Origin of the sequence: Streptomyces pluripotens (genome assembly GCF_000802245.2) — a bacterium.
Taxonomy (GTDB): Bacteria; Actinomycetota; Actinomycetes; order Streptomycetales; family Streptomycetaceae; genus Streptomyces; species Streptomyces pluripotens.
This window is the reverse complement of record NZ_CP021080.1, coordinates 6,829,892-6,854,077: the sequence shown is the minus strand read 5'-3', so window position 1 is coordinate 6,854,077 and position 24,186 is coordinate 6,829,892. Positions and strand designations below refer to the sequence as shown.

The following is a 24,186-nucleotide window of genomic DNA, read 5'->3' as shown; positions in this document are numbered from 1 at the left end:
GCTGTGCGACGTGCTCAGCCCGTGGGGGTGGTGGGCGCGTCTGCCGTGCGTTCGGACGTTCCACTACCGGCGAGTACCAATTCCTTCGCCCGGCCGAACTCCTCGTCGGTGATGTCGCCGCGGGCCCGCATCTCGGACAGCTTGGCGAGTTCGTCCGCGCTGCTGCGTCCTGCTCCGCTCTGGGCGGTCTCGCGGACGTAGCTGTCGAAGGCCTGCTGTTGCGCCCGTGCCTGTTCGACCTCGCGGCGGCCCATGTTCTTGCCCCGGGCGACCAGGTACACGAAGACGCCGAGGAAGGGCAGGATGATGACGAACACCAACCAGCCGGTCTTCCCCCAGCCGCTCAGGTCGTCGTCGCGGAAGAGGTCGGCGATGATCCGGAAGAGCAGGACGAACCAGATGATCCACAGGAAGAACACCAGCATGGACCAGAAGACGCTCAGCGCCGGGTAGTCATACGCGAGGTATGCCTGCGCGCTCATGTCGCTTCCTCCGTCTCGGGTCGGCACCCGGTAGTCGTTCCGTACCGTCTTCAGCGTGCGTAGCGTGCCGTCAGGGCCGCCTCACCCAGAGCGGGTGAACGGCACCATCAGGACGTGACGCCGGTGTCTCGGGCCGATCGGCGCACCGCGCTCCGCCAGGCGAGGGCGAGCGCGGCCTCGGCCAGGCCGAGCAGCACGAGCCACAGGCCCAGCAGCCTGGTCAGGGCCTGGGCCGATTCGATCGGCATGGCGAGCACCACTACGCCGGCGACGAGCCCGATCACCGCGACACCGAGCACGAAGCCCCGGTGGGGCAGGTCCTTCGCGTCGATGGCGGTGTAGAGGACGAGCATGCTCGACACCAGCCAGACGACTCCGACGATCAGTGTCAGCGCGGCGATGGTCTGCATCGGGTGCCGCAGGCACAACACGCCCGCCAGCACGTACAGCACCCCGGCCAGAAGGCGGGCCAGGCGTTCGCCGCGCTCGTCCCGGCCGAACGCCTCCACGAAGCGGAAGGCACCTGTGATCAGCAGATACAGGCCGAGGAGTACGGCCAGCACATGCAGGGTCTCCTGCGGCCACACCAGGATCAGGATGCCGGGCACGAGGGAGACGAGGGCGGAGCCGAGGATCCAGGTCCAGGACCGACCGAGCCTGCCCAGGGTGTCCGCCGGGTCGGTGGGCGGTGTGGCGGCGGCCCCGCCGGAATCCTGCTCCGCCCCGGTGTACGGCCCGTGACCACGTGACACGGTCATGGCTCCTCCTCACGTGCCAAGGGTCCGCACCCGGACGGCCGACGGGGCCGTGTGGGGACCACACCCGGACAGCATCCCGCCCGGGCACCGGGTGCGGATCACCCGTGGCGGGTGATCCGCACCCGGTGCCCGGGCGGTGAGGTGGGTGTCAGGATGTGGGTGCCGGCCCGCGGCGGAGCGGAAGAAGAGCCCGGAGATGACCGATCCAGCAGCTGCCGGTGGTGGGCTGCCGGATGCTGCGCCCCCTGTGGCATGTGAGCGCGCCGCAGGACGGGCGTCCGGGGCCCCGGAACGGGCGGGCCCGTGAGCAGCAGTACGGAGCCGCCCGGGTGAGGCGCGGGCGGCCGACCGCGGCCCGCAGGAGGTTCGAGCCATGACCACACGCAGCACGTTCACCGCATCCCTGTCACCGTCGGAGCGAGCGGCGTACGGCAGGCAGGCGCGCAAGCGCGCACCGCGTTCCTCCCAGGGCTCGTTCCGGGCGACCGCCGACCGCCCCGACCCGCTCGGGGTGATAGAGCGCCAGTCGGAGTCCCGGCTGCCGGAGTTGGTACCGATCCGGTACGGCCGCATGCTCGAATCCCCCTTCCGCTTCTACCGGGGCGCGGCAGCGATCATGGCGATGGACCTCGCAACGATGCCGGACACCGGCCTGACGGTACAGCTCTGCGGGGACGCCCACCTGCTCAACTTCCGGCTGATGGCCTCGCCCGAACGACACCTGGTGTTCGACATCAACGACTTCGACGAGACCCTGCCCGGCCCCTTCGAATGGGACGTCAAGCGCCTGGCGGCCAGTCTGGTGGTCGCCGGCCGCGCCAACGGCTTCTCCACGAAGGAGCAGAGCCGCATCGTGCGGGCGTGCGTGGAGGCCTACCGGCAGCGCATGCGGGAGTTCGCCGGGATGCGCACCCTGGACGTCTGGTACGCGCAGGACGACACCGACCGGATGCAGGAGCTCATGTCCTCGTCGATGGACCGCACGGCGCGGCGTCGTACCGCGCGGGCGACGGCGCGGGCCCGCACCCGTACCCATCTGCAGGCGTTCGCGAAGCTGACGCAGGTCACCGCGGAAGGCAGGCGGATCGCACCGGACCCACCGCTGATCACCCCGCTCCGGGACCTGTCGGCCGAGCCCGCCGACGAGCAGGAGAAGGAACTGAGCGCCGTCTTCGACGGGTACGCGCAGACACTGTCGTCCGAGCGCCGCCACCTGTTGCGCTACTACCACCGGGTCGACATGGCCCGGAAAGTCGTGGGCGTGGGCAGTGTCGGTACCCGCTGCTGGATCCTCCTGATGGTGGGCCGGGACGACACCGACCCGCTCCTGTTGCAGGCCAAGGAAGCGCAGGAGTCGGTCCTCGCGCCGCACACCGGCGGCAGCCAGTACGACAACCAGGGTCACCGCGTGGTGGCGGGACAGCGGCTGATCCAAACGACGAGTGACATCTTCCTGGGCTGGACCCACGTCGTGGGCCTGGAGGGGCGGGGCCGGGACTTCTACGTCCGCCAGTTGCGGGACTGGAAGGGCATCCCCCGGCCGGAAACCATGGATCCGGCCCTGATGAGCGTGTTCGCCCGGCTGTGCGGGGCCAGTCTGGCGCGTGCCCATGCCCGCTCCGGTGACCCAGTCGCGATCGCCGCCTACCTGGGGTCGGGAAACCGCTTCGACCGGGCGCTGACCGAATTCGCACAGGCCTACGCCGACCGCAACGAACAGGACTTCGAGGCGCTGCGCGCCGCCGCCCGGTCGGGCCGCGTGCAAGCCCGGGACCTGTGAGCGAGGACCGGTGAGCCGGAACGCGTGAGCCGGAACGCGTGAAGGTGCGGCCTGCGAACCGGCGGTTGCCTCACTCCGGCATCTGACGCATCTCCAGCACCCGCAGCCCGAACGACTGGCAGCGGGCGAGCAGTCCGTACAGGTGCGCCTCGTCGACGACCAGGCCGAACAGGATGGTGCAGCCGGACATCACCACGTGGTCCAGCTCCGGAAACGCCTTGGCCAGCGTTTCCGTCATTTCCCCGTCGACGCGAATCTCGTAGCGCATGAGCTGCTCTTCCCCGCGTTCTCGGACGGGCGTGCCCTGCCCCGTTCCAGTGATGCTCCGCCGTCGACCGCCTCCCGGCCTCACCCGCCGCAGGTGATGTGACCCCGGCCGGCGCCGCGGCGACCGCACCCCCGCGGCGCCGGGACACCACGCAGCGGCCCGCTCCCGGGCCGCTGGGACCGTCAGGACGACTGCGGACGCACCGGGGCGGCACCGGCCGGAACTTGATGGTCCGGTCGGGCCGTGACGAGATGCGGTCCCGGGTATCCCCGCCTCCTTCGCCGTCAGCGCCCGGAACCGGTCGCCTCGGGAGCACCCGTCCGGGGGCCCTGCGGCGCCGTGGCCGGCCGACCCGGCAGACTCGGTGTGACGAAGAAACCGGCGAGCGTGACCGCCCCGGCGGCCAAGATGGCCGCTTTCAGCCCGTCGAGTTGCGCCGAGGCATAGCTGTCCACCACCGCGTCCACTTCGGACGGTGGCAGGCCCGCCTGTTCGGCGGATGTGCGGACTTCGTCGGTCGAGACGAAGGAGACCCCGGCTTCAAGGGCGATCGTGGTCTGCTGGCGGGTCTGTGCCGACAGAGCGGGGTTGTCCGCGATCTGTGTGGTGAAGGCGTGGGCCAGGGCACCGATCAGCAGTGAGCCGATCAGCGCGGTACCGAGCGCCGAACCCAGGTTCTGGGCCGTGAACTGCAGACCGCCGGCCTCGCTGCGCTCCTCCTCACCGACGCTGGACTGTACGACGTTGCCGAGCTGCGAAGCGATCAGGCCCATGCCCACGCCGAGCAGGGCCATGGCCCCGGCGAACTGGGCGTTGTCGATGACGGGCTCGATGGTGGCCAGCAGCCATACGATGGCGGCGACCAGGGTCGCCAGCGCCAGCCGGACCACCCTGCGCGGTCCCGCCGACCTGCCGAGCCGGGCCGCGCCCAGCGAAGTCACGAGCATGGTGACGGACACGGGGAGCAGCCGCACCCCGGTCTCGAAGGCATCGAACCCCTGGACCACCTGAAGGTACAACGGGATGGCGAAGAACAGGCCCAGCAGGATGAGGTTCTGTGCCAGCAAGGCCATCAGGCCGGAACGCAACGGGGGCCGTCGTAGCAAGAGAAGATGCACCAGCGGGTCCTCACCGTGCGACTCCCGCCGCCGCTCCCAGTGGACGAAGCCGGTCAGCACCGCGATGCCGGCGCCGATCACGAACAGCGTCGGGGAGAAGCCCAGGATGGTGAAGGGGGCGTTGCGGGGCTGCACCCATCCCCAGGTACCGCTCTGCAGCACCCCCAGCACGCCGAGCGCCAGACCGACGCCGGAGAGGGTGGCCCCGACACCGTCCAGCTTCGGGCGCGGGCCGGTGCGCGGCGCCTCGGCGATCGCATGGCGGAAGGCCAGGACGGCCAGGACGATCACGACTTCCCCGGCGAACACCAGCCGCCAGGTGAGGTAGGTGGTCACCCAGCCGCCCAAGAGTGGGCCGACCGCGATGCCGGCACCCGCAAGTCCGCCGATCACGCCGAAGGCGACGGCCCGCTCGCGCCCGCGGTAGGACTCGGCGACGAGGGCCGCCATGGAGGGCAACACCAGGGCGGCACCGAGTCCTTCGATGACCGACCAGCCGAGGGCGAGGACCCACAGCGTGGGAGCCACCGCGGTCAGGGCCGACCCGGTGCCGTAGACGGCGAGGCCGGAGAAGAAGACACGGCGCCGTCCCAGGATGTCGCCGATCCTGCTGCCGATGATCATGAAGGCGGCCATCACCAGCGAGTACAGCGTGATGACGGCCTGGATGGCGGTGACCTCGGTGTGGAAGTCCGACACAAGCTGACTGATGGACACGTTCATGACGGACGTATCCAGGACCATCAGGAACTGGGCCGTGCCCAGGACGATCAATGCGCGCCAGTGCCTCACGGTGTCCACCTCGCGAACCGGCCCGGAACCCGGCGCCATCCGCCGGAGTGCGACAGCCCGTGCGCACCGCCGCCTGTTCCATGGGAGTCGAGGCGGTATACCCGCGCATCACCCGTCCCGGGCGAATCAGCCGCCCGATGCCGGAGCGGTGCTCACAGCAGTCCGAGGTCGCGGGCACGGTGTACCGCGTCGTAACGCCGGTTCACGGCCAGTTTCCGGTAGGCGCTCTTGAGATGGGTCTTGACCGTGTTGACCGAGACGTAGAGATCGGCGGCGATCTCCTCCGTCGACATCATCTCGGCGAGCCGTCGCAGAACGTCTCGCTCGCGGGCGCTCAGCTCGTCCACCATCGGCAACGGCGGTTGCTCCGCGGACGGGACCGGGGTACCGGAGGGCGGCGGGCCGGGTATGAGCCAGCCCTCGGCCAGTGCGCGCAGCGGCATGGTGGTCAGCAGCGGCCGCAGCCACGGCCCGGCGTCAAGGAGGGGGCGGCGCAGCCCCTCGCGCCGAGCCTCGCGAAGTGCTTGGGCCACGAGTCGGCGTTGCGTGGCCCGGTCTCCACTTCCGCCCGCCACCTGCGCCCTGACCAGCGCGGCCCGCACGGTCATGGCAGGACCGAGACCGCGCTGGGGCCGTAGCCGGTCGAGTAGTTCGAGCGCCGGATCGGTCCGGCCCGCGGCCAGTTCCGCCTGTGCGGCTCCCACCAGACACACCGGTTCGTCTCCGGGCTCCTCCTCCAACAGCTTGGCCGCCAGGTCCGGCCGGCCCTCGGCAAGATGTGCGGCGGAGGCCAGCAGCGCCGCGTGCGCCTGGGCCCAGGGCGACGGCACCTCGGCGGCCACTGCCCGGTCGGCCGCCTCGAGTGCGTCCTGCGTCTTGCCCCGGGCCAGCAGGATCCGCCCGGTGACGATCGCCTGTGCGGCTCGCGTCACCGGGTCCGACGACGGCCCTCCAGCGTCCACGGCGGTCACGAGGAGTGCCTCGGCCCGGTCGAGCTCATCGCGGTCCGCGGCCACCGCAGCCAGGACCAGCGACTCCAGTCCCGCCCCGGGTACCGGGGACTGGGCGCAGTGGCCGACCGTACACAGCGCGGCCGAAGCCTTGCGCTCAGCCCGGCCAGGCCAGCCCTTCAGGTAGTCGATCAGGGCCAGATGCCCCAGGCACTCGGCACGCACCTGCGCTGTCGCAGGCTCCGGGCAGGACTCGGCCACCGTACTCAAGGCGGATCGTGCCTCCGTGAAGCGGCCTGCCCACAGCCGTGCCGAGCCGAGATGGGCGGACAGGAGGGCGGTGAGCTCCGGATGCTCGTCCAGAAGCCGCCCGGGTACCTCGTGCCGCAGCTCCTCGACGGCCTGCGCGGCCGTCTCCGCCCGCCCCGGCGATCCGGTCAGCCGCGCCGCCAGGGCTTCCAGGAAGGCCTGGGTCAGCCGGGTCGCGGCCGGCTCGGGGTCGGCGTCGTCGAGGACGTCCCCGGCCAGGGCTCGTCCGGCCTCCTCCAGCCGGGCCAGGCCACGCTCCACATGGCACTGGTGCAGTTCACGGGCGGCGCGGACGAGATGGGTGGCAGGGCTTCTGGGCTCGGGGCCCATCCGGGAGAAGAGTTCGGACAGAGTCCCGGCGTGCAGGCCGGTGAAGAGCTCCCCGATGGCGAGATCACCGATGAGTGCTCCGGTGGCGCACTCCCAGTCGTCGGCCGCCGCGGCGTGGTCGAGCGTCTCGGCGAGCGGACCCGTGGGCCGCATCCAGTGCGCCGCACGGCGGTGGAGTTCGGCTTCCAGTCCGGGCGAACGCACCCGCAGGTGGGCGCGGAGGATCTCCCGGAACAGGGGATGGAGACGGAACCAGCCGTGCCCGAGGTGCTCGATGAAGGCATTCTCGCGGTGCAAGTCGGCCAGGAGGAGTTCGGCGTCGCAGCGTCCGGTGAGCTCATCGGCCAGTGCGGCGCAGAAGCGGTCCAGGATGCTGATCCGCAACAGCAGGTCCTGCGTTTCGGCGCTCTGCCGCCTGAGTACCTCGGCCAGGAGGAAATCGGCGATGGTGCTGCGGTCGACCTCGAATTCCTTGAGGTACCTGCGAGGATCGGTCTCCGTCCGGGCGGCCAGCGCGCTCAGCCGCAGTCCGGCCGCCCAGCCCCGGGTGCGCTCCACCAGGGCGCTCACCTCGTCGGCCGGGAGGCTCAGGCCGTGCCGTTCCAGAAGGTCGGCCGCCTCGCGGGTGGTGAAGGCTAGCTCGCTGTTCCTGATCTCGGTGATGGCTCCCGCTGCACGGTGGCGGTGCAGGGAGAGCAGCGGCTCGGTGCGGGTGACCAGCACCAGGCGCATGCCCTGGGCCGTGTGGCGCAGCAGGAATTCCAGCTGGTCCGCGATCTCCGGGCCGGTGACGCGGTCGTACTCGTCGATCACCAGGATCACGGGCCGGTCCCGACGGCTCAGTTCTGCGGCGAGACGGGTGAGAAGGCCCTCGTCTACGCGGTCGGCCTCGGTGGGTTTTCCGATCCCGGTGGACAGTGCCACCCCGGCACGGCGCAGAGCTTGGAGGAGGTACGCCCAGAACGTTCCGCATCCCTTGACCGTCACCTGCGCGGTGAGCCAGGCGACGCTCCCCTCACAGGCCGATGCCCAGTCGGCTACCAGCAGTGTCTTGCCTGCTCCCGCCGCCCCGTCGACCACGGTCAACGGTGTGTGAAGGGCCTCGTCGAGGTGCCTGACCAGCCGATCACGGCGAACGAACGAAGCAGGAAGGTCCGGTATGGCGAACTCCGTCCACAGAAACGGATCTCCTCGGGGATCGGCACGCTCCGCGGTCGGATCCGGTCCGTTGTCGTCCAGCACGGCCATGGTGTTCACCACCACTCGTGTCGTCAGGTCGCGGACAAGGCCGTCTCTCCAGCATGTTCCCCGTTCTGCCACCGATCACAGGGGCCGGTGGTCCCTGCCAAAGGCAGGACAGCCTCGGTGAGGCGGACCCGAGCGGGGTATGCGGGCCGAGGTGCGAGCGTTCGTCCGGGGCAGGCAGGCACGCGGAGCGGCCCGTCGGCGGCAGGCGAGGAGCCTGCCGATCCGGCGTGCGTCGGTGTGCCGGACCGGTGTGCACGGGTGGCGGAGTCCTGGATGAGGACGGGTTCGCCGCCGACCGCCGACCGTCGGCGGTCGGCGGTCGGCGGTCGGACGGCCGATTCAGGCGTGCGGGACGACGGCCGATTCAGGCGTGCGGGACGACGGCCACGGGACAGCCTGCGTGGTGCAGGACGGCGTGGGCGATGGGACCGGTGCGGGCACCGAGCCGGCCTCCGCCGGTCCTGCGGCCCACCACCACGAGACCGGCGCCGGCGGCGGCGCGCACCAGCTCCGGGGCCGCACGGCCCTCCAGAACGGTCTCCGTCACGGAGACATCCGGGTACTTCTCGCACCACGGACGCAGTGCCGCGACCACGGTCCGCTCCTCGGCGGCAAGCAGCTCCGGGCCGGTGAGGGCGGGCAGAGCGGCGTCGGATGGCGGCTCCTGGAAGACGTGGATCACGCGCAACTCGCTCCCACGGCGGTGGGCGGCGTCGAACGCGAAGGAGATCAGGTCGTCGCAGGGCTGGGTGACATCCAGGCCGAGGACCACGGCGCGGTAGGGGGTCTCGGGGATCTCCTCGGGGGCCACACCGTCCACGGCCGGCAGGTGCTCGTCAGCGGCGGCGCGCCCGGCCCGCACCAGGACCACGGGGCAGGAAGCCCGACCCACCACGCGCTGGGACACCGAGCCGGTGACGAATCCGGCTACCCTGCCGAGCCCCAGCGACCCGAGCACCAGCAGATCCGCCTCTCGGGCGGCGGCGAGCAGTGCGGAGACCGGAGCGTCGCACGTCAGACGGACGGCGATCGCCAGCGTGGGGTGCGCGGCCCGGATGCTGTCGGCTGTCTCCCGGAGGAGGCGCTCGGCCCAGGCGTGCTCGGTGTTCTCCGGGGGGATGGACGGCGCCGGGCGCACAGTCCGGTGCCACACGTGCACAAGGCTCAGCGCAGCCCCCCGGCGCAAGGCCTCCTGGGCAGCCCAATGCGCGGCCGCGAGGCCTTCCGGCGAGCCGTCGATTCCCGCCACGACGTTGCGAACCATGATGCGTCCCTTCCGGATCCGGGGCGGTGGCCCCTCTGCGCCGAGGCTGCCGCCGGCGGTGGAGGTGCGGCCAGGGGCCGACCGGCCCCCCGGCCGGGTCACCCGGTACGTGCGCGGCGCCCGCCACGGGTTCGGGCCCGGCGGCGGCGCGAATACCGTCAGGTCCACCGACGGACGGGCCGCGGGACGATGGACGTCCGATTGTCCGCCGACGCGGAGGACCGCCGTGACCAGCCCGGCCTCCGGGGGGCAGGGACTCGGCCCGTCGGGACCGTCCCGGCAGGTCCGGCCGTTCCCTTCTCGCTTCGCACCGGCCGGGCCGCCACCAGCCTCACCGACCGGTCCTGCCCGGCCCACCCAGGTCGGGCCCCGGCCGTACGCAGCACCGCTGGTGGGAGAGCCAGGTGGCCAGGACCACCGGTCCCTGTCCCGGGGTCCCCCGGCCCTGGGACCTGGGACGCCCGCACAGGAGGCTTGAGGTGCTGCCTCGACCAGCACAGGCGATGCTGCCTCGACCATCAGAAGGGGTGGAGCACATGGCTGCCAGGAACACCGCCGTCCGCGCACCCGACGTCACCGGCACCGCACGTGTGCGGGCCGTGGGCGACGCGGCCGAGGCGGACCTCCCCCAGGTACGGGAGGAGGCTGCCGGCGCACCGGACCGTCCAGGACTTCCGCCCTTCCGTGGCGAGGCGCGCGTCATGGGGGCCTGCGCCGGGCAGCCCTGGCCCGCCGGTGCCGGGATCCGTTCGGGCAGCGCACTCGTCGTCGTGCTCGCCTGCGAGGCGAGTCCCCGGCAACTGGCTGACCGGTTGCGTGGCCGGTACCGCAGCCGTACGGACCGGGCCGCGTACCGCGCGGTCGCTCCCCGCAGGACGGCCACGCCAGTGCCCGCGGCGGGGAGGGCCGGAGCACTCGACCGGCCTGGGCCGACAGAGCGTGGAGGACCCCGGTGCCTTGCTCCCGTACCGGTGAAGGAGGAACTGCCGTGACCAACTGCACCGTTGGCGAGGTGATGACCAGCGAGGTCGTTCAGGCCCGCCGGACAACACCGTTCAAGGAAGTGGTCCGGCTGCTGGACCTCCACAGGATCAGCGGCCTGCCGGTCGTCGACCAGGACGACAAAGTGCTCGGCGTGGTTTCGGGCACTGATCTGGTGCGGGAACAGGCCGCCCACGCCGATCGGCCCCCGGCGCCCGCCCGCACGGCGGAGGATGTGATGTCGACCCCTGCGATCACCGTGCACCCCGAACAGCCCGTCGCGGACGCGGCCCGGCTGATGGAACGGCGCGGCATCGAGCGGCTGCCCGTGGTGGACGAGGAGGACCGCCTCATCGGCATCGCGACCCGGCGTGACCTGCTGCGAGTCTTCCTGCGTACGGACGGTGACCTCCGGCGCGAGGTGACCGATGGCATCGTGGCAGGTGAGCTGGGCCTCTCCCCCGGCGCCGTCGCCGTCTCGGTCCGGGACGGCGTCGTCACTCTGCGGGGGCGCGTGGAGCTGCGCAGCGACGTGCCCCGCCTGATCCACTCGGCGTGGCGGCTCGAAGGCGTCATCGGGGTGGTCAGCTTCCTGAGCTACCGTCTGGACGACTGCGCACCACCGGCGGCGTCCCAGGGCGTCCGGTCCTGACGGCGGTGCGGGCAGCGGGACGGTGAAGGCGGTGCCGGTCCTCTGCCCCGGGCCGGCCGGGGTGCTGGTGCGGCCCGAGGGCGGTCGAGGCCACACAGCCGTGCCGCACCAGGTGGGTCACCTGCCCGGTGTCGTCGCTGGAGCGGTGTGTCGTGCGCCCCCGTCGGGGCCGCAGCGGAGCCTCTCGGGGCGGGCCACCGTCCGGTCACCACACATCGATCCGGCGGCCCGTGACGGTGCCGATCCGGATGCGCATCCAGACATCACGCTCCCCGCCCGCCCACGGCGTGCTGTACGCACGCTCAGCGAGGTGGCGTACCTCGTCGGGGTCGGTCACTCGCTCCGCGGGTCCGCGTACCAGGACGCTCCAGCCCTGACTCAAAGCGTCGTCCACCCGATCCACTTCGAAGGCCACCTCACGGCCGACGCCCTGCGTGGACACCGAATCGGGCTGGGTCCGGAAGACGATCGCGTCGTCGACGACGCTGTAGTTGAGGGGGACCACGACGGGCGCGTCCTCAGCGGAGACCGCCAGCCTGCCCACACCGTGCGTCGACAGCAGCCGGAGGCATTCCTGCTCGCTCAGTTCGCTCAACCGCGGTGTCCGGGCGGCCTGCCCGATGCCGGACGGCAGGTCGACATGGCCGCCGCCGAGTTCGGTGGGGCTGGTGCGCAACGCCCCGGCCAGCCTGAGCAGAGTGCCCGAGTCGGGCGCGGCGGTGCTGTGCTCCTCCAGGTGCGCGAGATAGCTGGGGGCCATGCCCGCACGGAAGGCCGTCTCCTCTCTGGTGAGGCCCAGTTCCCTGCGCCGCCGCTCGATACGGCGCCCGAGGTCGCCCTGCGGGGGGCCCGCCGCTCCCGGCGTCGCCTGTTCCGGCGTTCTCCGTTCGGCCATGTCGCTCACTCCTCGGGACTGCCTCGGGACTCTCTCGGTGTACCCATGCTCCGTCTGGAATTTTGCCCCACTACATCCACCATGGCCGAGCTTGCTGCAATCCGGTTGGGTCGGACGCCACTCCGCGCTCCTGGGCCAGGCACGTCCTGACCGGAGGGTCCTCGCAGCCCTGTGCACGGACCTGCCGACCCCGTCAGGACACCACCGCACACCGGGACCGTCGGCCAGCGCCACCCCAGAGCAACGGGACCGGTATCGGGCTCGCCGCGGCCGGTGCGTCTCGGGGCAGCAGGCGGGCCGAGGAGCATGCGAGACGCGGGGGGCGGTACGCGGACTCGAGGACAGCGCGGAGACACCCCCGGCACCAGGGAGGCCCTGGGCCCGAGGGGAGGGCCGCTCGGCCCCGGTCCGGTGCCCGGTCAGCCCCTGGGACCGCACGGCCGGGCAGCAGAGCCTGAGTGCACCGCCCCGGAGGGAGCCTTCCTGATGACCGAGATCCAGCAAGCGCCCGTGCACGCCCTGCTGACGGACGGCACCACCGTCCGGATCCGGCAGGCGAGCCCTGGGGACCACGACGCTGTGCTGCAGTTGTACGAGGCCATGTCCCCGGAGAATCTGCGGCTGCGGTTCTTCAGCCTCAGCCCGGTCTCCGCCGGGCAGGCCGCCGCCCGCGCCACGGCACCCGGCCGGCCGGAGCACCGCACCCTGATCGCGGAGCAGGACGGCCGTCTGGTGGGGCTGGCCGAGTACGACGGCCCGTCCGGGTCGGCCACGGTCGACATGGCGCTTGCCGTCGCCGACGACTGGCACCACCGGGGCGTGGCGACACTGTTGCTGGAACACCTCGCGGACGCCGCCCGCTCGGCGGGCATCACCGCCTTCACCGCCGACGCCCTCGCCGAGAACCACGAGGTTCTCAAGGTCTTCCACGATCTCGGGCTGCACGTCACACGCCGCTTCGACGGACCCGAAGTGCGTTGCGTCGTTGAACTCACCGAGGACGAGAACTACCTGCGCGCCGTGGAGACCCGGGGTAGCCTCGCCGAGGTCGCGAGCCTGCGGCCGGTGCTGCGGCCCGGGTCGGTGGCGGTGATCGGCGCCGGCCGCAAACCCGGCTCCGTGGGCCGGGCCGTTCTGCGCAACATCCGCTCCGGCGGCTTCACGGGCCGGCTCTTCGCCGTGCACCCGGAGGCGAGCACGCTGTGCGAGGTGCACGCCTACCCGTCCGTCGCCGCGCTGCCGCACGTGCCCGACCTGGCAGTGGTCGCCGTGCCGGCCGCCGCCGTGCCCGGGGTGGCCGAGGAGTGCGGCACAGCGGGTGTCCGCGCCCTGTTGGTCGTCTCCGCCGGGCTCGACTCGCACCAGTCGGCCGCCCTGAGGGAGGCGTGCCACCGCCATGGGATGCGGCTCGTGGGGCCCAACTGCCTGGGCCTGGCCAACACAGAAGAGAACGTACGGCTGGACGCGACCTTCGCCGCCCGGCACCCGGGACCCGGCACCGCGGGGGTGGCCGTGCAGTCCGGCGGCGTCGGCATCGCCCTGCTCGACGGACTGGCGCGGCTCGGCATCGGCGTGTCCAGCTTCGTCTCACTGGGCGACAAGTACGACACCAGCGGAAACGACCTGCTCCAGTGGTGGGAGTCCGACGGCCGCACCGACTTGGCGCTGCTGCACCTGGAGTCCTTCGGCAATCCGCGGGCCTTCTCCCGCACCGCTCGTCGGGTAGCCCGCCGAATGCCGGTGCTGACCGTGGACGCCGGACGCTCCGAAGCCGGACGGCGAGCCGCCGCCTCACACACCGCCGCAGCCGCCACACCCACCATGACCCGGCAGGCGCTGTTCACCCAGGCCGGCGTCACCGCCACTCGCACCATCGGCGAACTCCTGGACACGGCAGCCCTGTTGCACGCGCAGCCGTTGCCGACGGGCACCCGGGTCGCGGTCGTCAGCAACGCGGGCGGGGTGGGCGTCCTGGCTGCCGACGCCTGCACGGAAGCCGGGCTGAACGTACCGACGCTCGGAACGGACCTGACGGACGAACTACTCGACCTGTTGCCTCAGGGAGCCTCCGCCACCAATCCCGTGGACGTCACGGCCGCGGCTGGGGAAGAACAGCTGCGGGCCTGTGTGGCGCGCCTGGCCCGGCACAGGGCGGTGGACGCCGTCCTGGTGGCCCTGGTGCCGACCGCGGTGGCCGCGGCCACCGGGGATGACCTGGTCCGCGCGCTGACGGAGCCCCACGGTCCGCTCGCCGGCCCGGTCCTCGCCGTGCTGCCCGCCCAGGCCGCTCGGGTCGAACTGCTCAAGGCAGAAGGCGGCACGACGCTGCCCGCCTACGCCGTCGCCGAGGACGCCGCGCGCGCTCTGTCCCATGCCGCCGCGCGGGCCGCGTGGCTCTCCCGGCCGCCGGGCACCATGCCGGAGCTGAGCGGGGTGGACGCCCAGGAGGCCGGGCGGATCGTCGCGTCCTATCTGGAGGAGAACCCGGAGGGCGGCTGGCCAGACCCGCAGACCACGGGTGCGCTCCTCGACTGCTACGGCATCCCGCAGTTGCCCTGGGCGTGGGCCCGCGACGAGGACGAGGCGGTCACGGCCGCCGAAAGGCTGGCGGGCCCCGACGGACAAGTCGTGATGAAGGCGTACTGGCCGGGCCTGCTGCACAAGAGCGAACAGCACGCGGTCCATCTCGACCTGCGCGGTCCGGCACAGGTCAGGGCCGCCCACCGGGACCTGGTCACCCGTTTCGGCGATCTGCTGACCGGCGTGGTGGTGCAGCCGCTCGCCGACCGCGGCACCGAGTTGTTCGCCGGAGTGGTGCAGGACGACGTGTTCGGCCCGCTGGTGGTCTTCGGTCTCGGCGGTACGGCCACCGAACTGCTCGCCGACCATGCCGGACGGCTCGCCCCGCTCAGCGACCGGGACGTGCACGACCTGATCACGTCCCCCCGGTGCGCCCCGTTGCTGTTCGGCTACCGCGGCGCACCCGCCGCGGATCTTCCGGCCCTCGAGCAACTACTGCACCGGTTGTCACGGCTGGCCTGCGACCTGCCCCAGCTCGCGGAGGCCGATCTCAACCCGGTGCTCGCCGGACCGCACGGAGTGCACGCCTTGGATGTCCGCATCCGGCTCGTACCCCGGCACACCAACGACCCGTATCTGCGCCGCCTGCGCTGACGGGGAACCCACTCATTCCGAGGAGGAACGGAACCATGAAACCGACCAGGGTTGGCGCCGTGATGATCCATGACGTCGTAACCGCCGAATACGGCGCTCCCTTCAAGGACGTCGTACGTCTGCTCGGCGAGCACCGCATCAGCGGGCTGCCGGTGGTGGACGAGGACGGCAAGGTACTCGGGGTGATCTCCGAGACTGACCTGATGCTCCACCAGGTGACCGAGCACGAGCCGGAATCGTGGATCGGCCGGCTGCGGCAGCTGCGGCACGAATCCCGCGAGGACGCCGCCAAGGGCCGTGCGCGCACAGCCGGCGGCCTGATGACGGCACCCGCCGTCACCGTTCGCGCGGACGCCACGGTGGCCGAGGCCGCCCGGCTCATGGCGACACACCGGATCGAGCGGCTCCCCGTGGTGGACGAGGAGGACCGTCTCGTCGGCATCGTCACCCGGCATGATCTGCTGCGGGTCTTCCTGCGCAGCGACGAGGAGATCTGCAGCGCGGTGCAGGAGGAGGTGCTCGGGGAGACGCTGTGGCTGGCGCCGCACACCGTCGAGGTCAGCGTCACGAAGGGCGTGGTGACACTGACCGGCCAGTTGGAGCGGCGCAGCGAGATACCCGTCGCGCTGGGCATGACCAGCCGACTGGACGGTGTCGTCGACGTGGTGGACCGGTTGTCGTACCGGCTCGACGACCGGCGTCTGCAGCCGACGGAGCAGGCGCTGCACGGAGTGGCCGACGACTGGCTGCGCAGGCTGTGAACCGGCTCGTTACGGGCGCATGGTGGGGCATCCGAGGTGGATGCCCCACCATGCGTGTGGGCTGCCGGCCACGCTCCGGGCCGGAGCCCGGCCGGGAACCGGAAAAGGACGGCGGCGCGTGGGACGGGGAGTGAGCCGAGGGTCCGCGCCACCCTCAGGGCGCACCTGGTGTCCACGGCCGACACCGGCGGAGAAAACTGCAGGGGGGACCAAGGCTAGTGTTCTGAGTCTTAGAAAAGCTATAGAAATATGCTGGGCTCATGGCGCGGGTGGGTCTACCGACGGTCGACGTGGTTCTGACGGATGACGAGCGTGAGACGTTGCTGCGCTGGTCGCGGCGGGCGACGTCCGCGCAGGCTCTGGCGCTGCGTTGTCGGATCGTCCTCGCGTGTGCTGACGGGCACTGTCGAACACGCAGGTGGGTAAGGAACTTGGGATTCATCCGACCACGGTGGCCACTTGGCGCAAGCGGTTCGCGGCCCAGCGGCTGGAGGGCCTGGCCGACGAGAAGCGGCCGGGTCCTGCCCGCACGGTGACGGACGAGCAGGTCGAGGACGTGATCGTGCGGACTCTGGAGACGACGCCGAAGGGCGCCACCCACTGGTCCACTCGCGAGATGGCAAAGCAGAGCGGGCTGAGCCAGTCGACGGTCTCGCGGATCTGGCGCACCTTCGGCCTCAAGCCGCACCAGGTCGACACCTTCAAGCTGAGCAAGGACCCGCAGTTCGTCGAGAAGGTCCGCGACGTGGTGGGTCTGTACCTTGATCCGCCCGAGCGCGCCATTGTGCTCTGCGTCGATGAGAAGTCGCAGATTCAGGCGCTGGACCGATCGGCCCCGGTGCTGCCGATGATGCCCGGTAGGCCCGAGCGCCGCACCCACGATTATCTGCGTGGAGGCGTCACCACCTTGTTCGCGGCGCTCAACACCGCCACCGGCGAGGTCATCGGCTCCCTGCACCGCCGCCACCGCGCCGCCGAGTTCAAGAAGTTCCTCGCGAAACTGGACAAGGAAGTCCCCGCCGAGCTCGACGTCCACCTGATCTGCGACAACTACGCCACCCACAAGACTCCTGCCATCCAGAAGTGGCTGCTCGCGCACCCGTGCTTCCACATGCACTTCACGCCGACCAGCTCGTCCTGGCTCAATCAGGTCGAGCGCTGGTTCGGCCTGCTGACGGACAAGCAGATACGGCGTGGCGTCCACAAGAACGTCCAGGCGCTCAAGAAGGACATCCGCGACTGGAACGCCCACTGGAACGAGGACCCCAAGCCGTTCACCTGGACCAAGTCCGCCGACGAGATCTTCGAACGCCTCGCCGGCTACCTGAACCGCCTACCGAACCCCAAACCCTAGATATGCACCTCTTCCGAGACTCAGGACATTAGTGCCGCACCAGGCAACGTTCGCCCCGTCGCGACGCCCGGCACTAGCCGCCGGACGGGCATGGGGCGCTGCTTCCTTCCGGGGAGCGGCACTCTCGTCTGCCCCGCTCCTGGGCGTGTGCCGATTGAGAGGACACCAGGACGGGGACCCCGGGGCCGGCGAACACGCGAATGCGCGGCCGGGACGGATTCCCGGCCGCGCACTGTGGGTGCGGGACACGTCCGCAGTACTCAGACGTGGCGCACGGGGATGGTCCTGGTGTCCGTCTTCTCCTCCGGAACCGGAACCGTGATCGTCAACACACCGTCCTTGTACTCGGCGGTCGCTTCCTCGCCCTTCGCCCCGGCCGGCAGCCTGACGGAGCGTAGGAACGTGCCGTAGCGGAACTCGGTGCGGTGCTCTGCGGCGGTCTGTGAGGTCCGCTGCGCACGCAGCACCAGGACACCCTCCGTGACGCTGATCTCGACGTCCTTCGCAGGGTCGACGCCCGGGAGCTCGGCCCGCAGCACGTAGGTGCTGTCACCCAAGTGCTCCTCGATCCGGATCGGGTGGGTGCCGGGCACCGTGTGTCCACCGGGAAAACCGGTCTCCACCCAGCCGAACAGGTCCGGAAGCGCGGGCCAACCGGGCAGGCGTTCGATCATTCCGCTCATCATCGCCACCTCTCTCCCTCCTCTTCTCCCTGTCCTCGTCTCTCCCCGTCTCTGCACGTCTCTCCTCCTCCCCTTCGCCCTTCCAGCGTGCCGTGCCGGCACCGCGCGCGCGTGGGGCCGACAGGCCCCGGTAGGGGGCCTGTCGGGACCTCCCGGCCGCCGCCCCACGTGGTCGCGTGCCCGGGACGGCCTGGCCGGGGGTCCAGACGGCCGACGGTCGGTCCCCTGGCAGAGTCGGATGGCCCCTTCGCACCACGTCCGGCCCCCGTCAGGCTGGGGCCAGTCGCCCGTCCGCCGGGCATCGTCCGGAAAGAGGCCCCCATGTCTTCCACGACTCTGGACACATCGGCCCTGGAGAAACTGCTCGCGGCGGCCGTGGCAGCCCCGTCGATGCACAACACCCAGCCGTGGCGCTTCCGTCTGGACGCCGGTTCCTCGACCGTGGAGATCCGGGCCGTGCCCGAACGCTCGCTGCCCCAGGAGGACCCGTACGGCCGGGCGGTGCACATCGCGGCGGGCGCAGCGCTGCTGAACCTGCGTGTCGCGGCGGGCCGGCTCGGCTGGACACCGGTCTCCCGGCTGCTGCCCGACCCTCGCGACCCGACCCTGCTGGTCGCCGTGCGTCTGCAGGGCCGGGGCGGGCCACGGGATGCCCGTGAGGCCGACCTTTACGACGCCATCCCCCGCCGGCACAGCAGCCGGATGCCCTTCACGGAGCGGGCGGTGCCCCTTGCCGTCCTGGCCGAACTCGCCGACGCCGGTCACGCCGAAGGCGCCCGGCTCACGGTGGCTGGCGAGGACGAGACGGCCCGCCTCCTGCGGCTGAGCGGGCTCGCCGAACACCGCAACCACACGGATCCCGACCGCGCCGCCGAGAGCCGCCGCTGGACCGGCGGCGAAGGCGGCCGGGACACCGGCATCCCTGCACGGGCCTTCGGTCCGCGGGACGCCGGCGAACACGTGCCGGTACGTGACTTCTGCGCGCTGCGCCAGCCGGACCGGCTACCGTCGCTGCCCTTCGAACGCCACCCCATGTTGGTGGCGCTCAGCACCACCCACGACCACCGCGCCGACTGGCTTCGTGCCGGGCAGGCACTCGAACGTGTTCTCCTGCTGGCGACGGTGCACGGCCTACGGACCTCATTGCTGCATCAGGCGCTGGAATGGCCCGACCTGCGCAGTCTCCTGCGGGCGCCGGATGCTCCCTACGGCCACGTGCAGATGATCGTCCGCCTGGGGTACGGGCCCGAGGGGCCCGCGACACCGCGCCGCACACCGCACCTCTTCCTGGCGACCGCGGACGACGACGGACTTCCCTAACGGCACGGGCCGTTGCGCGGGGTGGCCAGCAGGGGGACACACACCGGTGCGGCCCCCGTCACCGACCCCGGCACCGGACTGAGGAGAGAATGGGCCGCATGGCGGACAAGAAGGCGGCGGAGCTGCCGCGCAAGACCTATGAGGCGGAACTGCTGCGTCTGCAGACTGAGTTGGTGAAGCTGGAGGAGTGGGTGCGGGCGCAGGGCGTCAGGTTGGTGATCGTGTTCGAAGGGCGGGACGCGGCCGGCAAGGGCGGAACGATCCAGCGGATCACCCAGCACCTCAACCCTCGAATCGCCCGGATCGCGGCGCTGCCCAAGCCGACGGAGCGCCAGCGCACCCAGTGGTACTTCCAGCGCTACGTGGAGCATCTGCCGGCCGCCGGGGAGATCGTGCTCTTCGACCGGTCCTGGTACAACCGGGCCGGCGTCGAGCGCGTCATGGGTTTCTGCACCAGGGAAGAACACCAGCGGTTTCTGCGCCAGTGCCCGATCTTCGAGCGGATGCTCGTCGAGGACGGGATCCTGCTGCGCAAGTACTGGTTCTCGGTGAGTGACGCCGTGCAGTTGGAACGGTTCCGGCGCCGCCTGGAGGACCCGCTGCGGCGCTGGAAGCTGTCGCCCATGGACCTGGAGTCCATCACACGCTGGGAGGCGTACTCGCGGGCCAAGGACGAGATGATGGTGCACACCGACATCGTGGAGGCACCCTGGTACGTCGTCGAGAGCGACGACAAGCGGCGGGCCCGGCTGAACATGATGGCCCATCTGCTGGCGTCCGTCCCCTACCACGAGGTGCCGCCACCGGTGTTGGAGCTCCCCGAGCGTCCGTCGTCCACCGGCTACGAACGGCCGCCGCGTGACCTGCAGACGTACGTCCCCGACCACACGGCGGACCTGTGAGCCCACCCCGCTGTCCGTGCGTGGGGCGCGGGGTCAGTCGTGCGGGACGACGGCGACGGGCGTGGTGGCGTGGTGCAGGACGGCGTGCGTGACCGGACCGATGTGCGCGCCGAACGGGCCCGGCCGCTCGCGGCGCCCCACGACGACCAAGGACGCGGTGAGCGCGGCGTCCACCAGGCGAACCGACGCGCTTGCGGGGCCGCACTCCTCGACGACCTCGACGGAGGGGTACTTCTTCCGCCACGGGCGCAGCACTTCGGTCAGTGCAGCCTCTTCCTGCCCGGAGAGCTCCTGGTCGTACGTGGGGTCGGCGGCGAGTCCGTAGCCGTAGTACATCGGCAGGCTCCAGGCGTGCACGGCCCGCACGGTCGTCCCGCGCCGGGCGGCCTCATCGAAGGCGAAGGCGAGGACGGTGTCGTCCGGGGCGGCGGTGTCCACTCCGACCACGACCGGACGGTAGGCCGTCGCCGCGGACGGGATGCCGACCGGGTCCGATTCGTGCTCGTCCGCGGCCTGCTCTCCGGCTCGTACCAGGACGACCGGCCGCCGGGCGTGCGCGACCACCGAGAGCCCCACGGAGCCGACGAGGAAGCCGCCGATGCCGCTCAGGCCCCGGGAGCCCAGCGCCAGTAGTTCGGCTTCCCCGGCTGCCGCCGCGAGTTCGTCACCGGGGCTGCCGTTCCGCTGCTCGGTGAGCACCTCCAGACCGGGATGGCGCAGCCTCAGCCCCGCCGCCGTCTCGCCCAGGACGTCCCCCCAGCCTTCGGCCGGGGCGCCCGTCGTCTCGCTGCGCTCGTGCCGGCGCTGGTTCGGTTCCGCGCCCAGCAGCGGCGTCTGCGTCACGGGCGCAGGCACCGGCTCCCACACGTGCACCAGGCACAGTGACAGATCTCGCAGCCGTGCCTCGCGGGCAGCCCACTCGGCAGCGGCCCGGCTTTCGGGGGAGCCGTCGAGACCCACGGTGACGGTGCGGGACATGGCGTCCACCTCCTGTTTGTCGGAGCTCTCAGCCTCACGCCTGTGGCCGCCGTCGGACAGGGTCCGCAGGTCCCTGGGGAGACCCGAAGGACCTACGCCGGTGCCGAGAACGGGAGAGCGGAGACTGGGGGAGAAGGACCCGCGCTGGCGGAGTACGGGCAGGTCGGCTCGGTCGGCCTCCGAAGGGACCTGCGGGGCCGTCGGCTCTTGGTGCGTGGGCCGGAGGCGGCGCAGCCCATCGCGGAGCCGTCACCGCTCCCGGGGGGCCGTCACCTCCCGCACGGGCACGTGCCACGCCAGTTGGGAACCCCCGCCCTGCGGCACGGTGATCTCCATGTCCCCGCCCAGCTTCCGCGCCCGCTGCAACATGTTGTCCAGCCCGCTGCGGCGGCCCTGAAGGGGGATGCCGACGCCGTCGTCGGTGACCGTGAGCCGCAGCTCACGGCCGTCGGTCTCCAGCAGCACCTCCGCCCGGCCGGCGTGCGCGTGCCGTGCGACGTTGGTGAGGGACTCGGAGAGCACCGCGATCACGTCGTCGGTCGTCTCCCTGGGCACATGGGTGTCGAGCAGGCCCTCCATGCGCATGCTGGGCGCGAAGCCCAGGAGCGGCGCCGCCTCTCCGACAGTGCGCACCGCCCGGGCCCGCAGTCCGGGCGCGTCATCGTCGCGGGTACGCAGGCCGAAGATGGTCGATCTGATGATCTTGATGGTGGCGTCGAGGTCGTCCACGGCGCGCAGCACCCGCTCAGAGGCCTCGGCGTGCTGGATGAACCGGCCTGCGCTCTGCAGCGTCATGCCGGTGGCGAACAGCCGTTGAATCGCGAGATCGTGCAGGTCACGGGCGATACGGTCGCGGTCCTCCAGCAGGGCGATCTGTTCGGCGTCCCGACGACGCTCGGCTAGTTCCATGGTGACGGCGGCCTGCGCCGCGAACGCCATCAGCGGTTCGGTCTCCTTCTCGGAGAAGTCACTCGCACCCGATCCCCTGGCCAGCAGGACCACACCGCGGGCTTGTTTCCCCAAACCGAGGGGAACGGCCACGGCCGGGCCCAGGCCGACGAACCGCGGCGGTCCGGCCGAAATCCGCTCGTCGTGTGCGACGTCCGGGCTGCTCACCGGGGCGCCCAGGGCGAAGGCCCGTCCCGTGAGGGTGCCGTCCACCGGCAGCACCAGTCCCTGGTGCATCTCGGCACCCTGGCCCATGGCCAGCTCAACGGTGAGTGTGTCCGTGCCCTTCATCGGAATCGCCACCGCAGCGAGGGCCGCCCCGGTGATCTGCCGCGCCCGTTCGGCGATCAGCCCGAGGACCTCCTGCTGCCCGACGCCGGACATGAGACTGCTGGTGATCTCCGCGATGGCCTTCAGCCATCGCTCCCGCAGCAGGGACTCCTCGTACAGGCGGGCGTTGTCGATAGCCACTCCCGCCGCCACGGCCAGCGTCGACAGCACCGCCTCATCGTCCTCGTCGAACTGCTGCCCACCGCGCTTCTCGGTGAGGTACAGGTTGCCGAAGATCTGGTCCCGCACCCGGATGGGGACACCGAGAAAGGAGTTCATGGGCGGATGGTGCGCCGGGAAACCGTAGGACGAGGCGTGCTCCGAGAGCTTGGCCAGGCGCAGCGGCTCCGGATGGCGGATCAGCTCACCGAGGATGCCGTGTCCCTCCGGAAAGGGACCGATCTGAGCGATCTCCTCCTCGTCGACCCCGGCTGTGATGAACGCCGACAGGCGCTTGCCGTCGGATCCAATGACACCGAGTGCCGCGTATTCCGCGTCGACCAGGGCCGCCGCGGCCTCCACGATGCGACGCAGCGCCTGTTCAAGGTCCAGCTCCCGGCCGACGGAGAGCACCGCTTCCAGGAGGCTGTGCACCCGGTCGCGGGTACCGCGGGCCGCGTCCAGCCGGGCCTGTAGTTCCCCGAGCAACTCGTCCAGTCGTAGCTGAGGCAGCCGTACCCGGGCTTCCCGAGCCTCCCCGGCGCTTTCCACCGTCGATCCTCCCCAGCCCCCGAGCTTGCCTGCAGCCGTCCCCGCTCGCCAGTCACGGTAGCGGGCCTGGCAAGGAGGCGATGCGGAATCACGACGGCCGACGGCGTGGAAACGCGCCCGTGCGCCCCTCTACCGGACACGGCGTCGCGCAGAGCACCCACCGCCGCCAGAAGGTGCCCGGGCAGCAGCCCGGACCCGACCATCCACACGAGCGCGACTCGTTGCCGGATTCCGGCGATCAGCGGCCCCCGCCGCCGGGCGCGGAGTACGGAGTACGGAAAGGCTCCAGCCGTGGCGTCCGGTCCGGTACCAGGACCGGGAGCACAACCGCACCTGAACGGTGACATCAGCGAGCTTCGGCGCGCATCCTGTCCTGGGCCTGGGTGGCGATGACGGCCGCCTGGATACGGCGCTCGACGCCCAGCTTGGCCAGCAGGCGGGAGATGTGGTTCTTCACCGTCTTCTCGGCAAGGTACAACCGCTGGCCGATCTGGCGGTTGGTGAGGCCCTCACCGATTAGGGCGAGGATCTCCCGTTCGCGGTCGGTCAGACCGGGCAACGCGTCCGGGACTTCCTCCTGCTGCCCGCCCCGCAGCCTGGCCATGAGCTTGGTGGTGGCGCTCGGGTCCAGCAGCGACTGCCCGCGCGCGACCGTGCGCACCGCCGACACCAGGTCCGAGCCCTGGATCTGCTTCAACACGTAACCGGACGCCCCCGCCATGATCGAGTCGAGCAGCGCCTCCTCGTCGTCGAACGAGGTCAGCATCAGACAGGCCAGTTCCGGCAGGCGCGAGCGCAGTTCCCGGCAGACGCTCACACCGTCGCCGTCCGGGAGGCGGACGTCGAGCACCGCCACGTCCGGGCGCAGCGCGGGGACGCGGACCAGGGCCTGCTCGACAGTGGCCGCTTCACCGACGACCGTGATGTCCGCCTCGTCGTTCAGCAGGTCGTGCACTCCACGCCGTACCACCTCGTGGTCGTCGAGGAGGAAGACCCGGATGGGGGTTCCGGGGCCGCCGTCCTGCTCACGCTCTGCCATCGATCGCTCCTCGTCCTGTGTTCGCTTCATGTCTTCGGTGTCGTGTTGTTCGGTTCCCGGTGGGATCCTCCCGGACGCCGGAACCGGTGACCAGGGCCGGTCGGCCCTGGTCACCGCGGTTTTGATGCCCGGGGGCACCACCGCGCTGCGCGGTGGTGC

18 protein-coding genes and 1 pseudogene are annotated in these 24,186 nt (G+C 71.3%); 8 read left to right on the top strand and 11 right to left on the bottom strand.

Annotation, left to right across the window (positions count from 1 at the left end; genetic code table 11):
- Nucleotides 1–14: 14 nt before the first annotated feature.
- Nucleotides 15–482, bottom strand: a complete 468-nt coding sequence (locus LK06_RS30270; protein WP_039651869.1) for an SHOCT domain-containing protein — start codon at nt 480–482, stop codon at nt 15–17.
- 107 nt (nt 483–589) lie between these two features.
- Nucleotides 590–1,240 (bottom strand): HdeD family acid-resistance protein, encoded by a 651-nt coding sequence (locus LK06_RS30265; RefSeq protein ID WP_039651871.1) that lies wholly within the window; start codon nt 1,238–1,240, stop codon nt 590–592.
- 373 nt (nt 1,241–1,613) lie between these two features.
- Here LK06_RS30265 and LK06_RS30260 point away from each other — a divergent pair, with 373 nt between their 5' ends.
- Complete coding sequence (locus LK06_RS30260) at nt 1,614–3,020, top strand: DUF2252 domain-containing protein (RefSeq protein WP_043433267.1); 1,407 nt, start codon at nt 1,614–1,616, stop codon at nt 3,018–3,020.
- Nucleotides 3,021–3,090: 70 nt separating this feature from the next.
- Here the strand turns inward: LK06_RS30260 and LK06_RS30255 are convergent, their stop codons facing one another.
- The 4 genes from LK06_RS30255 to LK06_RS30240 all read right to left on the bottom strand — a co-directional run bounded on the left by LK06_RS30255 (nt 3,091) and on the right by LK06_RS30240 (nt 9,299).
- Nucleotides 3,091–3,288 carry a hypothetical protein gene (locus LK06_RS30255; RefSeq protein ID WP_039651874.1) on the bottom strand — a complete coding sequence of 66 codons (198 nt, stop codon included), beginning with the start codon at nt 3,286–3,288 and terminating at the stop codon, nt 3,091–3,093.
- Between the two features lie 284 nt (nt 3,289–3,572).
- Complete coding sequence (locus LK06_RS30250) at nt 3,573–5,198, bottom strand: MFS transporter (RefSeq protein ID WP_043409423.1); 1,626 nt, start codon at nt 5,196–5,198, stop codon at nt 3,573–3,575.
- Between the two features lie 152 nt (nt 5,199–5,350).
- Nucleotides 5,351–8,035, bottom strand: coding sequence for a winged helix-turn-helix domain-containing protein (locus tag LK06_RS30245; RefSeq protein WP_078858805.1), 2,685 nt, complete (start codon nt 8,033–8,035; stop codon nt 5,351–5,353).
- Between the two features lie 364 nt (nt 8,036–8,399).
- Entirely contained in the window at nt 8,400–9,299 is a 900-nt protein-coding gene (locus tag LK06_RS30240) for a universal stress protein (RefSeq protein WP_039651876.1), read from the bottom strand.
- Between the two features lie 536 nt (nt 9,300–9,835).
- Here LK06_RS30240 and LK06_RS30235 point away from each other — a divergent pair.
- Nucleotides 9,836–10,291 carry a hypothetical protein gene (locus LK06_RS30235; RefSeq protein WP_063837873.1) on the top strand — a complete coding sequence of 152 codons (456 nt, stop codon included), beginning with the start codon at nt 9,836–9,838 and terminating at the stop codon, nt 10,289–10,291.
- On the top strand, nt 10,288–10,932 hold the full coding sequence (locus tag LK06_RS30230) for a CBS domain-containing protein (RefSeq protein WP_039651879.1): 645 nt from the start codon (nt 10,288–10,290) through the stop codon (nt 10,930–10,932). Before LK06_RS30235 ends, LK06_RS30230 begins: the two co-directional genes overlap by 4 nt.
- Nucleotides 10,933–11,137: 205 nt before the next feature.
- On the opposite strand, the gene LK06_RS30225 is transcribed toward LK06_RS30230, so the two are convergent.
- Nucleotides 11,138–11,827, bottom strand: a complete 690-nt coding sequence (locus LK06_RS30225; protein ID WP_039651880.1) for a helix-turn-helix domain-containing protein — start codon at nt 11,825–11,827, stop codon at nt 11,138–11,140.
- Between the two features lie 486 nt (nt 11,828–12,313).
- On the opposite strand from LK06_RS30225, the gene LK06_RS30220 reads away from it, so the two are divergent.
- The 3 genes and pseudogenes from LK06_RS30220 (at nt 12,314) to LK06_RS30210 (ending at nt 17,116) form a co-directional block, all read left to right on the top strand.
- On the top strand, nt 12,314–15,001 hold the full coding sequence (locus LK06_RS30220; protein WP_174673956.1) for a bifunctional acetate--CoA ligase family protein/GNAT family N-acetyltransferase: 2,688 nt from the start codon (nt 12,314–12,316) through the stop codon (nt 14,999–15,001).
- Between the two features lie 35 nt (nt 15,002–15,036).
- A complete protein-coding gene (locus LK06_RS30215) occupies nt 15,037–15,762 on the top strand; it encodes a CBS domain-containing protein (RefSeq protein WP_039651882.1) in 726 nt (241 codons plus the stop codon).
- A 260-nt stretch (nt 15,763–16,022) separates the two neighbouring features.
- Nucleotides 16,023–17,116, top strand: a pseudogene (locus LK06_RS30210) (IS630 family transposase).
- A gap of 260 nt (nt 17,117–17,376) precedes the next feature.
- Here the strand turns inward: LK06_RS30210 and LK06_RS30205 are convergent.
- Complete coding sequence (locus LK06_RS30205; RefSeq protein WP_308355353.1) at nt 17,377–17,802, bottom strand: Hsp20/alpha crystallin family protein; 426 nt, start codon at nt 17,800–17,802, stop codon at nt 17,377–17,379.
- Nucleotides 17,803–18,120: 318 nt separating this feature from the next.
- Here LK06_RS30205 and LK06_RS30200 point away from each other — a divergent pair, with 318 nt between their 5' ends.
- Nucleotides 18,121–19,119, top strand: a complete 999-nt coding sequence (locus tag LK06_RS30200) for an Acg family FMN-binding oxidoreductase (protein ID WP_043433265.1) — start codon at nt 18,121–18,123, stop codon at nt 19,117–19,119.
- Nucleotides 19,120–19,217: 98 nt separating this feature from the next.
- Nucleotides 19,218–20,021 carry a polyphosphate kinase 2 gene (gene ppk2 / locus LK06_RS30195; RefSeq protein WP_039651885.1) on the top strand — a complete coding sequence of 268 codons (804 nt, stop codon included), beginning with the start codon at nt 19,218–19,220 and terminating at the stop codon, nt 20,019–20,021.
- A 33-nt stretch (nt 20,022–20,054) separates the two neighbouring features.
- Here the strand turns inward: ppk2 and LK06_RS30190 are convergent, their stop codons facing one another.
- The 3 genes from LK06_RS30190 to LK06_RS30180 all read right to left on the bottom strand — a co-directional run bounded on the left by LK06_RS30190 (nt 20,055) and on the right by LK06_RS30180 (nt 24,027).
- Complete coding sequence (locus LK06_RS30190) at nt 20,055–20,999, bottom strand: universal stress protein (protein WP_039651887.1); 945 nt, start codon at nt 20,997–20,999, stop codon at nt 20,055–20,057.
- A 249-nt stretch (nt 21,000–21,248) separates the two neighbouring features.
- Nucleotides 21,249–22,988, bottom strand: coding sequence for a GAF domain-containing sensor histidine kinase (locus tag LK06_RS30185; protein ID WP_043433263.1), 1,740 nt, complete (start codon nt 22,986–22,988; stop codon nt 21,249–21,251).
- Nucleotides 22,989–23,334: 346 nt separating this feature from the next.
- A complete protein-coding gene (locus tag LK06_RS30180; RefSeq protein WP_039651890.1) occupies nt 23,335–24,027 on the bottom strand; it encodes a response regulator in 693 nt (230 codons plus the stop codon).
- Nucleotides 24,028–24,186: the final 159 nt, after the last annotated feature.

Bases quoted from the DNA above. Each gene is read 5' to 3' on its own strand.
- LK06_RS30205 (WP_308355353.1), bottom strand. From the start codon at position 17,802: ATGATGAGCGGAATGATCGAACGCCTGCCCGGTTGGCCCGCGCTTCCG.
- LK06_RS30255 (WP_039651874.1), bottom strand. From the start codon at position 3,288: ATGCGCTACGAGATTCGCGTCGACGGGGAAATGACGGAAACGCTGGCC.
- LK06_RS30265 (WP_039651871.1), bottom strand. From the start codon at position 1,240: ATGACCGTGTCACGTGGTCACGGGCCGTACACCGGGGCGGAGCAGGAT.
- LK06_RS30200 (WP_043433265.1), top strand. From the start codon at position 18,121: ATGTCTTCCACGACTCTGGACACATCGGCCCTGGAGAAACTGCTCGCG.
- LK06_RS30245 (WP_078858805.1), bottom strand. From the start codon at position 8,035: ATGGCCGTGCTGGACGACAACGGACCGGATCCGACCGCGGAGCGTGCC.
- LK06_RS30270 (WP_039651869.1), bottom strand. From the start codon at position 482: ATGAGCGCGCAGGCATACCTCGCGTATGACTACCCGGCGCTGAGCGTC.
- LK06_RS30220 (WP_174673956.1), top strand. From the start codon at position 12,314: ATGACCGAGATCCAGCAAGCGCCCGTGCACGCCCTGCTGACGGACGGC.
- LK06_RS30240 (WP_039651876.1), bottom strand. From the start codon at position 9,299: ATGGTTCGCAACGTCGTGGCGGGAATCGACGGCTCGCCGGAAGGCCTC.
- LK06_RS30260 (WP_043433267.1), top strand. From the start codon at position 1,614: ATGACCACACGCAGCACGTTCACCGCATCCCTGTCACCGTCGGAGCGA.
- LK06_RS30190 (WP_039651887.1), bottom strand. From the start codon at position 20,999: ATGTCCCGCACCGTCACCGTGGGTCTCGACGGCTCCCCCGAAAGCCGG.
- LK06_RS30225 (WP_039651880.1), bottom strand. From the start codon at position 11,827: ATGGCCGAACGGAGAACGCCGGAACAGGCGACGCCGGGAGCGGCGGGC.
- ppk2 (WP_039651885.1), top strand. From the start codon at position 19,218: ATGGCGGACAAGAAGGCGGCGGAGCTGCCGCGCAAGACCTATGAGGCG.
- LK06_RS30235 (WP_063837873.1), top strand. From the start codon at position 9,836: ATGGCTGCCAGGAACACCGCCGTCCGCGCACCCGACGTCACCGGCACC.
- LK06_RS30215 (WP_039651882.1), top strand. From the start codon at position 15,037: ATGAAACCGACCAGGGTTGGCGCCGTGATGATCCATGACGTCGTAACC.
- LK06_RS30180 (WP_039651890.1), bottom strand. From the start codon at position 24,027: ATGGCAGAGCGTGAGCAGGACGGCGGCCCCGGAACCCCCATCCGGGTC.